This is a genomic window from Actinosynnema pretiosum (assembly GCF_024171695.1).
GTDB lineage: Bacteria > Actinomycetota > Actinomycetes > Mycobacteriales > Pseudonocardiaceae > Actinosynnema > Actinosynnema pretiosum.
In genome coordinates this window covers 384,731-398,246 of sequence record NZ_JAMTCF010000007.1, presented here as the reverse complement: position 1 = coordinate 398,246, position 13,516 = coordinate 384,731, and the positions used below count along the sequence as shown (strand labels likewise).

The window sequence follows — 13,516 nt, the reverse complement described above, 5'->3', positions numbered from 1 at the left end:
GTGCCTGCCGGTTCCTTACCCAGCTCCGTGGCCCGCGTGCTCGATGGCGCGGGGAACACGGTGGGTGTCGGGGTGCTGCTGGAGGGTGGTCGGTTCGTCACTTGCGCGCATGTGGTGAATTTGGCGCTGGGGCGGGGCGAGGGGGTGCTTTCGGAGCCCTCGGGTGTGGTGCGGGTGGAGTTCCCAGGGCGGGGTTCGGCCGATGGCGTCGTGCGGCGGTGGCTGCCCTCGCCTTCGGAGGACGTGGCCCGGTTGGAGCTCTCCGCTGTGCCGGTTGGGGTGGAGCCCGCGGTGCTGGCTGCGCGGTCGCCGTTGCCGGGGCGGGTGGTGCGGGTGTTCGGGTATCCCGGCAAGCCGTCGCGGCCCCAGGGGGCGTGGGTGGAGGCGGTGGTCCGGGGGCGCGTGGACGGCGGGTTGGTGCAGCTGGACTCGCGGTCGGCGTTGCAGGTGCAGCGGGGGTACAGCGGGAGCCCGGTGTGGGACGACGCGTCCGGGCGCGTGGTGGGCGTGGTGGCGCTGGCCGGGGTGTCGACCTTGGACAGCTACGCGGTGCCGGTCGAGGTGTTGGCCGAGCTGACAGCGGAGTGGCGGTCGACCGATCCGGTGGTGCTGCACCTGCCGGGGCTTCGGTGCGGGAGTGGGTTACCCCTGCCTCGGTTCGAGGAGGACGTGCGGGCGGATCTGGTGGTGGTCGCCGGGGATCTGACGGAGCACGGGTTGCGGAGCGAGTTCGCCGAGGCTTTTGGGGTGTTGGCGGAGGTCGCCGAGCGGTTGGGGTTGGCGCGTGACCGGGTGGCGGTGGTGCCGGGGACGCGGGATGTGAACTTGAAGGCTTGTGCGGCGTACTTCCTGGCGGCGGAGGCGGAGGAGCGGGAGCCTGTGCCGCCGTACTGGCCTAAGTGGCAGGCGTACAAGGAGGCGTTCGACCGGTTTTACGAGGGGTTCGAGGTCGAGTTCACCAGGGATGCGCCCTGGACGTTGTACGAGCACCCGGAGTTGGGGGTGGCTGTCGCTGGGGTGAACTCGACGGTGGGGGTGAGTCATCTCAGCGCAGGTGTCGACGTGGCGCAGCCTCCGGCGCAGCGGGTGGAGGAGTGCCGGGCGCGGGGGTGGTTGGTGCTCGGGGTGGCGCACGGCTTGGAGGCGGACCGGTCGTGCGACGCGTGGTTCCGGGATGTGCCGGATACCGCTGTGGTCACCGTTCGACGCGGGGCGACCCAGCGGGACGAGGTCTCCAGGGAGCCGGGCGGGTTCTTCGAGCGGGTGGTGGAGGCGACGGTGGTCGCCCGACCCGAGGCGACCGTGACACCGGCCGAGGGGTACTTGCGGATCACCGAGCGGCTTCCCGGTGGCGGGGTGGACTCGTGGGCGGTGGGCACGGTCGAGGGGGAAGTCACCGCGGCGGCCGTTGACCGGTTCGCCGCAGAGGTGCACACCCGGTTCGCCTCGGGTGATCCCTCTGCCAGGTCGGAACTGGTTTACAGCGGCCCACCGGCTTCGGGAGAGCTGGTCGAACAGGCGCGACGGCGAGGCGTCCGCCTGCGCAGTTGGATCGACTACCTGGGCTTGATCGACCTGCGCCGGTACGAGCAGTCACTACGGGAGCGGCTGGCGGCGGACACGATCTACCCGGCGGAGCTGTACGTGCGGCAGCGATACCAGTATGGAAATCACGCAGGCACGGATGCTTTGGGACAGGTGCTCGACTGGTTGGGCAGCAGCACCGCGCAGTTCGTCATGGTGCTGGGAGATTTCGGACGCGGGAAGTCGTTCCTGCTGCGGCAGGTCGCCAGGGAGCTGAATGGGCCGACCCCGTTGCTGGTGGACATGCGGAGGCTGGAGAAGGCGCCGTCGCTGGATCAACTCCTGGTTCAAGTACTGGTGGACCAGGGCGTTGACGTGGTCGACGTGACCAAGCTGCGGTACATGATCAGCAGCGGCCGGGTGGTGCTGCTGTTCGACGGCTTCGACGAGCTGGAACTGCGGGTCGGCTACGACAACGCGGCCGACTACCTGACGACGCTGCTGGACGTGGTCAGCGGTGAGGCGAAGGTGGTGCTGACCAGCCGCACTCAGCACTTCAAGTCGACCCGCCAAGTGCTGACGGCGCTGGGGCGCGACGTGGCGTCCTTGAGTGCGAGCAAGTTGATGGATCTGGAGGACTTCACGGACGGGCAGATCCTGGAGTTCCTGCACAGGCACTACGGCGGGGACGCCGTTCGCGCACGAGCACGGGTTGAACTACTGCACGAGGTGCACGATCTGCTCGGGCTATCAGGTAACCCCCGGATGCTGTCGTTCATCGCCGACCTGGACGAGGACCAGTTGCGGGAGGTGCAGCGACGGGAGGGATCGATCAGCGCGGCCGAGCTGTACCGGGAACTCGTGGACTACTGGCTGCTGCGCGAGAGCGAGCGCCAGGAGCACCCGCGCGGGTTGCCGTCGTTCGACCGGGACGAGCGGTTGCGGGTGTGCACGGAACTGGCGATGCAGTTATGGGACACGACGGAGGAGACGATCCAGGAGAAAGACCTGGGTGACGCCGTGCAGGTATTGAGCAGGTTGTCCGAGCGGGAGTACTCGCTGGAGCAGGCCGTACACGCGGTTGGTTCGGGGACGCTGCTGGTGCGGAAGGACGACGGGTTCGGATTCGTGCACCAGTCGGTCATGGAGTGGCTGGTCGCCAACGAGGCAGCGGCTGTGCTGCGCGAGGGCGGTGACATCAGGGACATCGTGAAACGATCTTTATCGCTCCTAATGGTGGATTTCTTCTGCGACCTGACCGGTCATGACCAGGCGCGCACGTGGGCGGCCAACCTGGTGTCCGATCAGAGTGCAGACATCCAAAAAAGACACAATGCGCTTAAGGTGCTCAGGAGGCTGAGAGGCGCGGGTCCACTGGATCTGCGTGGACTCGACCTGCGAGGCCTGATTTTTGAGAACGACGACCTCACAGACGCGGCGCTGACCGGGAGCAATTGGAAAGGCGCATTACTGATAAACGTGCGAGGTTTCGAGGCGCACCCGGAACTGACGGATGCGGCGGTGCTGGGCCGCAGCCAGCCCGAGATAGTGCTCGCTTCATCTCCTGCGACCTACGGGGTTGTCTACCAAGAGGACGGCACTCTGCTCACCGTCCTCGAGGACATGAGCGGACAGATCTGGATTCCGAGCGGGGTGTGCGCAGCCACGCTGCACCAAGTCGCAGAAGCGGTGGTCCAACGCAGCGAACCGACAACCGCACGATCACCGGATGGCTCGCGTACAGCCACTATCTTACCCAATGGAGCCACCGAAGTGCGCGGGGCCGACGGCACCCTCCTCATGACACTGGCGACACGCGGAAAGAATTGGCTGACCGCTTTCCCCAGCGGCGCGTACAGGTGTAGCGAGGAATCCTCTGCATTCCCCAGATGGCAAATCGAGCACTGGAATCTATACCTGCGGGAAATCGCCCGCTACTACCCCCACATCCGCCGCCTGACCGACACCGACCCCATCGATCCCCCACCAACCCCCTGACCACGCTGCGCAACCTGTGGTAACCCTGAGAAGTGCAGCCCTCCGCCTTACCCGGCTCCGCCGCCCGCGTGCTCGACGCCGACGACAACCCCGTCGGCGGGGCCGTGTTGCTGGCCGACGGCAAGGTCATGACCTGCGCGCACGTCGTCAACCACGCCCTCCGCCGCCACGAGCGCGACCCCGCCCGCCCCGACGCGCCCATCCGCCTCCAGTTCGGCCCCCACACCACCACCGCCCGCGTCGTCCACTGGATGCCCCCACCGCCCCGCGAAGGCGACCCCGGCGACGACATCGCAGGCCTCGCCCTCGACGCGCCCCCGCCGGACGTCCCCCCGGCCCGCCTGATCGCCACCCTCCCCCGCCCCGGCAGCGTCGTCCGGATCTTCGGCTACCCCGCCAAGCCCGTCCGCCCCGACGGCGCCTGGGTGGACGCCCTCGTCAAGGGCCGCAACAGCCGAGGCCACCTCCAGCTCGAATCCACCTCCGCCCTCCGCGTCCAACCCGGCTTCAGCGGCAGCCCCGTCTGGGACGACGCCACCGGCCGCGTCGTCGGCATCATCGCCACCGCCGGGACCTCCACCCCGGACAGCTACGCCATCTCCGCCGAACAGCTCCGCGTCGGCTGGTCCGCCCTCGGCAGCAGCCGCACCGCCAAGCGCCCCGACCTCGTCACCGCCCTGCACCTCCCCGGTCCCCGCGCGGGCGGCGGGAGCTGGCCGTTCACCGGCGACGACCTGCTCCGCGACCTCCCCGCCGACACCCCGCCCGACCTCCTCGTCGTCACCGGGAACCTCACCGAGCAGGGCGGCAAGGCCGAGTTCACCAGCGCCTTCCACCTCCTCGCCGACCTCGCCGAGGACCTCGACCTCCCCCGCGACCGCGTGATCGTCGTCCCCGGCGCGCACGACGTGAACCGCAAGGCGTGCAAGGCCTACTTCGACACCGCCGAAGCCGACGACGAGACCCCCGTCCCCCCGTTCTGGCCCAAGTGGAAGCAGTTCGCCGCCGCCTTCGACCGGTTCTACGACGGCCACTCCCCCACCTTCACCGCCGACGAGCCGTGGACCCTCTTCGAGGTGCCCGACCTCTCCGTCGTCGTGGCCGGGTTCAACTCCACCACCGCCGACACCCACGAGCGCGCCACCGCCGAGCTCGGCCGCGACCAGGTCTCCCGGTTCCGGACGTGGCTCGACGGGTTCCGCGAGCACGACCGGCTCCGGCTCGGCGCGGTGCACCGGGAAACCCCCGAGTCCACCTGGCGCGCGGACCTGCACCACCTGTTCTCCGCCCCCACCACCAACGACGGCTACCAGCTCGTCTCCTTCGACCCGACCCGCACCACCCGCCAGGCCCGCCGCTTCGCGCACGGCCGCTGGACCGGCGACACCCGCATCAGCCCCACCGGCGCCGCGTGGCGCGTCACCGAGCGCCGCCGCCCCGACCCCGCCCAGGACAGCCCCCCGCCCCCGTCCGGCAACGCCTTCTTCGGCCGCGTCGTCGAGGCCACCCGCTTCGCGCACCCCGACGCGAGCACCGTGCCGCACCCGGAGAAGTCCTACCTGCGCGTCGGCCTGCCGATCCCCGGCGGCGGCGTGGACTACCGGCCGGTGGGCGTGGTCGACGGGGACCTGACCGAGCAGGACGTGGACGCGTTCGTCGTGGACGTGCACCGCCACTTCACCGCCGAGGACCCCGGCACCCGCTCGGAGATCGTCTACAGCGGTCGCCTCGCGTCGGCGGATCTGGTCGGCCGCGCGACCCGCCGGGGCGTGTCACCGCGCAGCTGGGTCGAGTACCGGGGCCTGCTCGACCTCGGCCCGCTGGAGGAGCGCCTCAAGAGCGCCCTGGCCCGCGACAAGGTCTACCCCGAGGCCCTGTACACCGCGCAGCGCTACCGGGTCGTCGGCCGCCACTCGTCCGGCGAGGTGGAACCGGACCTGCTCGCGCGGGTGCTCGACTGGCTCGGCCTGCGGGCGAGGCAGTTCGTGGTGGTGCTGGGGGACTTCGGGCGCGGCAAGTCCTTCCTGCTGCGGCAGCTCGCGCGCGCCCTGCCCGAGCACCTGGGCGGGGTGACGCCGCTGCTGGTGGAGCTGCGGACGTTGCAGAAGGCGCCGACGCTCAACCAGCTGCTGGCGAACGCCCTGGTCGGCCAGGGCGTGGCCGTGGTCGACGTGGACAAGCTCCGGTACATGATCGCCAGCGGGCGGGTCGCGCTGCTGTTCGACGGGTTCGACGAGCTGGAGCTGCGGGTCGGCTACGACAACGCCGCCGACTACCTGCGCACCCTGCTGGAGGTGGTCAGCGGCGAGGCGAAGGTCGTGCTGACCAGCCGCACCCAGCACTTCCGCTCGGCCGCGCAGGTGCTGACGGCGCTGGGCGACGAGGTCGTGGCGACCGGGGCGAGCCGGGTGGTGGAGCTGGAGGACTTCGCCCGCGAGCAGATCGTGGAGTTCCTGACCAAGCGGTACGGCGGCGACCACGAGCGGGCGCGGGCGCGGTTGCGGCTGCTGGACGAGGTCCAGGACCTGCTGGGGCTGTCGCGGAACCCCCGGATGCTGTCGTTCATCGCGGAGCTGGCGGAGGACCGGCTGCGGGAGGTGCAGCAGCGCAAGGGGACGATCAGCGCGGCTGACCTGTACCAGGAGCTGGTGGACTCGTGGCTGCTGCACGAGCAGGCCCGCCAGGAGCACCGGCACGGGCTCCCGGTGCTGGGCAAGGACGAGCGGCTGCGGGTGTGCACGGACCTGGCGACGCGGTTGTGGACGACGGGCGCGAACGCGATCCAGGAGGACGAGCTGGGCGAGGTCGCGGTGGCCGCGCTGACCGAGGTGGCGGACCTCGGGTACACGCAGGACCAGGTGGCGCACGCGATCGGCTCGGGGACGCTGCTGGTGACGGGCGAGAGCGGTTTCGGCTTCGTGCACCGGTCGGTGATGGAGTGGCTGGTGGCGAACGAGGCGGCGCGGCGGTTGCGGGCCGGGGAGGGGCTGGCGGAGGTCGCGGGGCGGGCGATGTCGCGGCTGATGGTGGACTTCCTGTGCGACCTGGCCGGGCACGGGCGGGCGCGGCGGTGGGCGACGGCGGTGACGGCGAGCGCGCTGGCGAGCGCGGAGGAGAAGCAGAACGCGCTGCTGGTGGTCGACCGGCTGGGCGGGAGCGGGCTCGGGGACATGAGCGGGCTGGACCTGCGCGGGGCCGACCTGTCACGGCTCGACCTGCGGGGGTCGCGGTTGGTGGGCGCGGACCTGCGCGGGCAGCGGGTCGACGGGACCGGGCTGTGCGGGGTTGATTTGACCGGGGCTGACCTGCGGGGAGCGCGGGTCATCGGCGGGGACCTGGCCGGGGCGACCTTGGACGGGAGCCGGTGGGAGGGTGCGGCGCTGCTCGGTGTGACCGGGACCGAGGGGCACCCGGAGCTGCGGGCGGCGGCGGTGAGCGGGCGGGACCGGGCCGAGGTGATGCTGGCCCGCAGTGCGGCCGTGCTTGCCGTCGCGTACTCGCCGGATGGGGAGACCATCGCCCTCGCGCACGGCAAGCAGGTGGAGCTGCTGCACGCGGAGAGCCACTCGTCGCTGCGATTCATCGGCGACCACGACGGCAAGGTGACCTCGGTGGCGTTCTCGCCGAACGGGACCCGGCTGGTGACCGGCAGCGAGGACCGGACCGCACGCGTGTGGACGATCGACGGCGAACACGTCACCACCCTCAGGGACTACGGACACCCGGTCACTGCCGTCGCTTTCTCACCGGACGGCAAGCACATCGCCACCGGGACCAGGGAGGGCACCGCGCGCACCTGGACCTACGCGGGCGAGCTGGTCACCACCCACAGCGGCAGGCAGCGCATCACCTCGATCGCCTACTCGCCGGACGGCACGCGGATAGCAGTCGCGAACGTCGAAGGCGTCGTGCAGGTCTGGACCGCCGGGGGCGATCACGTCGTCACCCTCTCCGGGCACGGGAACGGGATCAACACCGTCACCTACTCCCCCGACGGCACGCACATCACCACCGGCAGCGATGACCGCACAGCGCGCACGTGGACCGCAGACGGCACGCAGATCGCCACAGTCATCGACGGCAACAGACCCATCACGGCAGTCGCATACTCACCTGACGGCACGCAGATCGCCACCGGCCGCAGTGATGGTATGGCGCACGTCTCGAACGCGAACGGCACGCACATCGCCGACCTCGCCGGCCACCAAGGCGGGATCACCTCGATCGCCTACTCGCCGGACGGCGCGCTCATCACAACGGGCAGTAGCGACAAGTCCGCACGTACCTGGACCACGGACGGCGCGCTGGTCGCCATCCCGACCAGCCGCTCCAGGACCATCACCAGCGTCGCCTTCTCGCCCGACCACACGCGCGTCGCCACGTCCAGCAGCGACGGCGCGGCTCGGATCTGGACCGTCGACGGGGAGCTGATCGTCACCCTCACCGGCCACGAGCAGCGGGTGAACGCGGTCGCCTTCTCCCCCGACGGCACCCGCATCGCCACTGGCGGACACGACGGCACTGCCTGCGTATGGACCGATGGCGGCACCCTGATCGCCAGACTCACCGGCCATGAGCAGCGGGTGAACGCGGTCGCCTTCTCCCCAGACGGCACCCGCATCGTCACCGGCAGCAGTGATCTGACCGCCCGCGTCTGGAGTGCCACGGGGATGCCGCTGGCCCTCCTCGGCACGCACAAGAACTGGGTCACCTCGGTGGCGTTCTCCCCCGACGGCAAGCTCATCGCCACCGGCAGCCACGACGGTGCCGCGCGGATCTGGATTCCCGACGGGACCCGCGTCTCGACCTTCGGGCACACCAGGCCCACCACGGCGGTCGCGTGGTCACCGGACGGAACGCGACTCGCCACCGGCAGCAACGACGGCACCGCCCGCACTTGGACCATCGACGGCATTCAGGTCGCCAGCTTCATATGGCACACGCGGCGGGTGCACACCGTCGCCTACTCGCCCGACGGCAGGTTCCTCGCCACCGGCAGCAGCGATGGCACCGCGCGGATCTGGACCGCTGAAGGGGAACCCCTGACCATCCTCACCGGGCACAGCGAGATCGTCATCACCGTCGCCTTCTCCCCCGACGGCACGCGCCTGGCCACCGGCAGCGTCGACGGCACCACCCGGATCTGGACCACCGGCGGCGCCCTCGTCGCCACCCTCATCGCCACCCACGAGGGCTGGGCCACCCTCTTCCCGGACGGCTCCTACAAGCACGGCGGCGACGTCGGCGCTTTCCTCTGGTGGGCCATCAAGTCCTGCCGCTTCGAGGTCGGCGAGCTCGACCGCCACTACCCGGAGATCCGGCGCCTGCCTCACAGCGCCCCCATGCCCCCGCCACTACCCTCCTGACCCATGAGCGACCGCGTGCGGATCGGGGTTCTCGGGGCTGCCGCCATCGCCCCCGCCGCTCTCGTCAAGCCGGCACTCAAGTCGTCCGCCGCGGAAGTGGTCGCGGTCGCCGCGCGGGACCCCGAGCGGGCCAGGGCGTTCGCGGACAAGAACCTCGTGCCGCGGGTCCTGGACGACTACCAGGCGCTGATCGACGACCCCGACGTCGACGCCGTCTACAACCCGCTGCCCAACGGGCTGCACGGCAAGTGGACGTTGAAGGCGCTCGCGGCGGGCAAGCACGTGCTGTGCGAGAAGCCGTTCACCGCGAACTCCGAGGAGGCCGAGCGGGTCGCCGACGCGGCCGACGCCAGCGGGCTCGTGGTCATGGAGGCGTTCCACTACCGGTACCACCCGCTGGCCAGGCGGATGGTCGAGGTGCTGCCCGAGCTGGGCGCGCTGCGGCACGTCGAGGCGCGGATGTGCTTCCCGCTGCCCAAGTTCTCGGACATCCGCTACGACTGGGACCTCGCGGGCGGCGCGCTGATGGACGCCGGGTGCTACGCCGTCAACGCGGTCCGGATGCTCGGCGGCGAGCCCGAGGTGCGCAGCGCGCGGGTGCGGCTGCGCAACCGGAAGGTCGACCGGGCGGTCAAGGCGGACCTGGTGTTCCCCGGCGGGCACGTCGGGTTCGTGCACGCCTCCCTGTGGTCGGGCGCGGTGCTGAAGCTGTCCGCGCGGGTCATCGGGGAGAAGGGCGAGCTGCGGGTGGTGAACCCGTTCATGCCGCAGTTCGGGCACCGGATGGCGGTGCGGTTGGACGGGCACACCAGGAACGAGCGGTTCGGCTGGAAGCCGTCGTACCGGTACCAGCTGGACGCCTTCACGGACGCGGTGCTGCACGGCAAGCCGTTCCCGACGACGGCTCGGGACGCGGTGGCCAACATGAAGGTGGTCGACGCGATCTACCGCGCGGCCGGTCTTCCGGTGCGGGTGCCGACGGCCTAGGCACCCTCCTGGTCTTCGAGGTTGAGCTTGTGGCTGAGCTCGTTGTCGTTGACCAGCACGCGGAAGTGGCCGACGAGCGAGGCGTATTCGGGTTCGCGGCACTCGATCGCCGTGCCGTTGTTCGGCGGGGTGACGGCGATCTTGAGCTCCCAGTTCGCGTACGCCCCGCTGATCTTCCAGGTGCGCTCGACGGCTTGTTCGGTCGGTGATTCCATGCTGGGAACGGTGGTTTCTTGCCAACGGGGCACGCAAGCGCCTCCACTTTCGGGTGATCAACACTTTCTTGCCCGCCTGGCAAGGCGCGAGAGTCTGCGGCATGACGCACAAGGGGGCTTCGTTCCGGCAACGGCGGGTGTCCGCCGAGCTGCGGGCGCTGCGGATCGAACGGGGACTGACCTGCGCGGACGTGGCACGGGCACTGGGGGCATCGGAGAGCAAGATCAGCCGGATGGAGACGGGCAAGCGCGGGCTGCAAGCTTTCGACGTCGCCACGATCCTGGGATTCCTCCAGGCCCCGCCGAAGCTGCGCGAGGAGTTGATGGCCCTTGTCAGCGCGGGCGAGGGGCGGAACTGGCACACGATCCACGGCAAGTTGCCCGGCCATTGGCGAGACCTGATCGAGTTCGAGGGGCAGGCCTCGGCGCTCTACAACTACGAGACGCTCCTGATACCCGGCCTGGCGCAGACTTCCGACTACGCCCGCACGATCATGCGGGGCAGCGCGGTTCAGTTGTCGGAATCCGAGGTGGACGCACTGGTCGCGACCAGGCTTGGCAGGCAGGCGGTCATCGGCAAGGCGCAGGTCCAATTGATCATCGATGAGGCGGTGCTGCACCGCCCGCTCGGCGACCCTCAGATGATGCGGGCACAGCTGCACCACTTGGTGGCGCTTGCCAACAGGGCCAAGACGCAGGTGCAGGTGGTGCCGCTGGACAGCCCGGCTCATACCGGCCTGGACGGCCCCTTCCTGCGGCTGGAGTTTCCCGACCAACCGAGTCTCGTCTACGTCGAAACCCGGTTCACCAGCAGTTTCCTGGAAGAGGAGGAGCACCTGCTCAACGCTAAGCTTGCCTGGCGACAGCTCTGTTCCCTGGCGCTGGCACCCGAGGAGTCGGTGGCGCTGATCGCCAAGCACGCTGGCAAGTTGACATGACGGGAGTGCCTTCGATGAGCCTGAACTGGCGCAAGTCAAGTCGCAGCAACAGCACCCAGGCCAACTGCGTCGAGGTGGCTCGCACCCCGAACGGAGTAGCCGTTCGGGACTCCAAGAACCCGAATGGCCCAGTGCTGCGCTTCTCCGCAGCGGCATGGGGGCAAACCCTGAAATCAACCCTGGAATCGTGACCGACCAGGGGGTACCGCACCCCCTCCCCCTCCTAGACTGACCACCGTGAGCGACGAGCTGGTCCCGGACCCCCGTCAGATGCGCGCCTCCGACGCCGACCGCGAGCGCGTGGCGCAGGTCCTGCAGAAGGCGCACGGCGAAGGCCGCATCGACCTGGGCGAGCTGGACGAGCGCCTGGCCTCGGTGTACGCGGCGAAGACGTACGGCGAGCTGGTGCCGCTGACCTCCGACCTGGGCGTGGTGCCGTTCGGCGAGGTGTCCGCGCAGCAGATCCAGCAGCAGCGGTCGCTGGCGAACCGGGTCGACCCGTCGGCGATGCAGGGCCCGTCGACCTCGTTCGCGTTCTGGTCGGGCGTCGAGCGCAAGGGCGACTGGGTCGTGCCGCCGACGCACACCGCGATCGCGGTCATGGGCGGCATCGAGATCGACCTGAGCCGGGCGAGGTTCACCCAGCAGCACACGACGATCAGCGCGAGCTGCTTCTGGGGCGGCATCGTGATCTACGTGCCCGAGGAGGTGACCGTGCAGGTGGACGGCACGGGCATCATGGGCGGCTTCGACGACAAGACCCACCGGACCGAGACGATCCCCGGCGGCCCGGTGGTGCGGATCACCGGCGTGGCGATCATGGGCGGCGTCGAGGTGCGGCGGCCGAAGCGGCCGAAGCTCAAGCGCGGCAGCGACCGGGGCGAGCTGACGGACTGACCAGGGGGCGGGCGCGGGTCAGGTGAGCCGCGCCCGCAGCTCGGGCCCCCTCGGGTCGCCGACCTCCTCGTAGCGCTCGGCGGCCCGCGCCCACAGCTCCCCGGCGGCATCGGCCCCGGCTCCCGCGACCGCCCCGGTTCCGGCTCCCGCGACCGCCCCGGTTCCGCTCGACGCCAGCGCGTCGCCGTGCGCGTGCAGGCTCATCGCCTCGCTGCGCGCGTCCCCGAAGGCGCGGAACACCCCGGCGGCGACCTCGAACTGCCCGACCGCCTCACCGGTCCGCCCGGCGGTGGCCAGGCTGCGGCCCAGGGCGAGCCGCCCCCACGCCGTGGTCCAGGTGTCGCCCAGCTCCTCGAAGATCCGGACGGCCTCGGCTCCGCGCGCCACCGCCTCGGCGAAGTCGCCGAGGCCCGCCGCGCACTGGCCGAGGCTGAGCAGGGCCATGCCCGCGCCGCGCCGCTCGCCGATGCCGGTGAACACCTCCAGCGCCTCGGTGAAGTGCCCGCGCGCGCCCGCGTGGTCCCCCCGGTCGGTCAGGACCAGGCCGATGCCGCGCGCGGCGAACCCGGTCACCCAGTCCGGTCGCACGCCCCGGCCGCTCTCCTCGCGCGCCGCCGCGCGTCCGGCCGCCCGCGCCGCGTGGTAGCGGTCGACGGCCTCGTCGGCGCTGCCGTCGCGCCAGCAGGCGTCCGCGAGGGTGAGCAGGCTCAGCGCCTCGCCGAGGTGGTCGCCGAGCGCGGTCGCGGCCTCGACCGCCCGGAGCGCGGTGCGCCGGAGGTCGTCGCGGTAGGAGCGCATCTCGAAGAAGCCGTCGACGGCGGCGGCCGTCTTCCACACCAGCTCGTGCTCGCCGCGCTCGACGAGCTGGTCGAGCACGGCGAGCAGGGTGGGGCGCTCGTCCTCCAGCCAGCGCAGCGCCTCGGACTCGTCGGCGAAGTCCGAGGGCGGGCTCACCCCGTCCGGGAGCGGCGGCGGAGGGGCGGCGGCCGAGTGCGGGAGGATGCGCAGCCGGGCGCGGTCCGCGCGGAGCAGGAGCCAGGTCGCCGACCTGCGCACGGCCGCGTCCGCGTCCGCGGCGGCGACCAGCTCGGCGGCGTACTCGCGCAGCAGGTCGTGCACGCGGAACCGGCCGGGCAGGTGCTCCTGCGCCAGGCTCACCGACGCCAGCTCGCGCAACCGCCTGGTCGCGGCGGCGAGCGGGACGCCGAACAGGGCGGCGGCGACGTCGGCCCCGACGTCGGGCACGGGGTGCAGGCCCAGCAGGCGGAAGGCGGCACGCAGCTCGGGGCCGAGCGCCCGGTACGACCAGGAGAACACCACCCTGGTGTCGCTGAGCTCGTCGTCGGGCGAGGCGAGCGCGTCGAGCCGCTGCCGCTCGTCGCGCAGCTCGGCCTCCAGCCGGGGCAGGCGGGGACCCGGCCACCCGGAGGCCCGCTCGCCCGCGATGCGGAGCGTGAGCGGCAGGTGACCGCACAACTCGGCCACCCGCAGGGCAGTCGGGCGGTCGGCGGCCACCTCGTGCGGTCCGATCAGCTCGCCGAGCAGGTCGGCCGACTCGTCCGGGGACAGCGCGTCCAGCGTCACCCTCGCG

Annotated in this window: 8 protein-coding genes; 6 read left to right on the top strand and 2 right to left on the bottom strand. The window is 71.1% G+C overall.

What is annotated here, in order from left to right; translation table 11 throughout:
• The first annotated feature begins 27 nt into the window (after positions 1-27).
• The 3 genes from LV78_RS17160 to LV78_RS17150 are packed head-to-tail and all read left to right on the top strand — an operon-like array spanning position 28 to position 9,875.
• Positions 28-3,522 (top strand): trypsin-like peptidase domain-containing protein, encoded by a 3,495-nt coding sequence (locus tag LV78_RS17160; protein ID WP_253846232.1) that lies wholly within the window; start codon positions 28-30, stop codon positions 3,520-3,522.
• A 32-nt stretch (positions 3,523-3,554) separates the two neighbouring features.
• Positions 3,555-8,888 (top strand): trypsin-like peptidase domain-containing protein, encoded by a 5,334-nt coding sequence (locus LV78_RS17155; protein WP_253846231.1) that lies wholly within the window; start codon positions 3,555-3,557, stop codon positions 8,886-8,888.
• A gap of 3 nt (positions 8,889-8,891) precedes the next feature.
• Positions 8,892-9,875 (top strand): Gfo/Idh/MocA family protein, encoded by a 984-nt coding sequence (locus LV78_RS17150; protein ID WP_253846230.1) that lies wholly within the window; start codon positions 8,892-8,894, stop codon positions 9,873-9,875.
• On the opposite strand, the gene LV78_RS17145 is transcribed toward LV78_RS17150, so the two are convergent.
• A complete protein-coding gene (locus LV78_RS17145; protein WP_253846229.1) occupies positions 9,872-10,090 on the bottom strand; it encodes a hypothetical protein in 219 nt (72 codons plus the stop codon). The genes LV78_RS17150 and LV78_RS17145 overlap by 4 nt on opposite strands.
• A 101-nt stretch (positions 10,091-10,191) precedes the next feature.
• On the opposite strand from LV78_RS17145, the gene LV78_RS17140 reads away from it, so the two are divergent.
• From LV78_RS17140 to LV78_RS17130, 3 genes are read left to right on the top strand one after another with little or no spacing between them, the layout of a single operon-like run.
• On the top strand, positions 10,192-11,028 hold the full coding sequence (locus LV78_RS17140; RefSeq protein WP_253846228.1) for a helix-turn-helix domain-containing protein: 837 nt from the start codon (positions 10,192-10,194) through the stop codon (positions 11,026-11,028).
• Positions 11,025-11,219 (top strand): DUF397 domain-containing protein, encoded by a 195-nt coding sequence (locus LV78_RS17135; protein ID WP_372494931.1) that lies wholly within the window; start codon positions 11,025-11,027, stop codon positions 11,217-11,219. Before LV78_RS17140 ends, LV78_RS17135 begins: the two co-directional genes overlap by 4 nt.
• 46 nt (positions 11,220-11,265) lie before the next feature.
• Complete coding sequence (locus LV78_RS17130; protein ID WP_253846226.1) at positions 11,266-11,925, top strand: DUF1707 SHOCT-like domain-containing protein; 660 nt, start codon at positions 11,266-11,268, stop codon at positions 11,923-11,925.
• Positions 11,926-11,943: 18 nt separating this feature from the next.
• Here LV78_RS17130 and LV78_RS42205 read toward each other — a convergent pair whose 3' ends face one another.
• Entirely contained in the window at positions 11,944-12,723 is a 780-nt protein-coding gene (locus LV78_RS42205) for a tetratricopeptide repeat protein (RefSeq protein WP_504923061.1), read from the bottom strand.
• Positions 12,724-13,516: the final 793 nt, after the last annotated feature.

Bases quoted from the DNA above. Each gene is read 5' to 3' on its own strand.
- LV78_RS17150 (WP_253846230.1), top strand. From the start codon at position 8,892: ATGAGCGACCGCGTGCGGATCGGGGTTCTCGGGGCTGCCGCCATCGCC.
- LV78_RS17145 (WP_253846229.1), bottom strand. From the start codon at position 10,090: ATGGAATCACCGACCGAACAAGCCGTCGAGCGCACCTGGAAGATCAGC.
- LV78_RS17140 (WP_253846228.1), top strand. From the start codon at position 10,192: ATGACGCACAAGGGGGCTTCGTTCCGGCAACGGCGGGTGTCCGCCGAG.
- LV78_RS17135 (WP_372494931.1), top strand. From the start codon at position 11,025: ATGACGGGAGTGCCTTCGATGAGCCTGAACTGGCGCAAGTCAAGTCGC.
- LV78_RS42205 (WP_504923061.1), bottom strand. From the start codon at position 12,723: ATGCGCTCCTACCGCGACGACCTCCGGCGCACCGCGCTCCGGGCGGTC.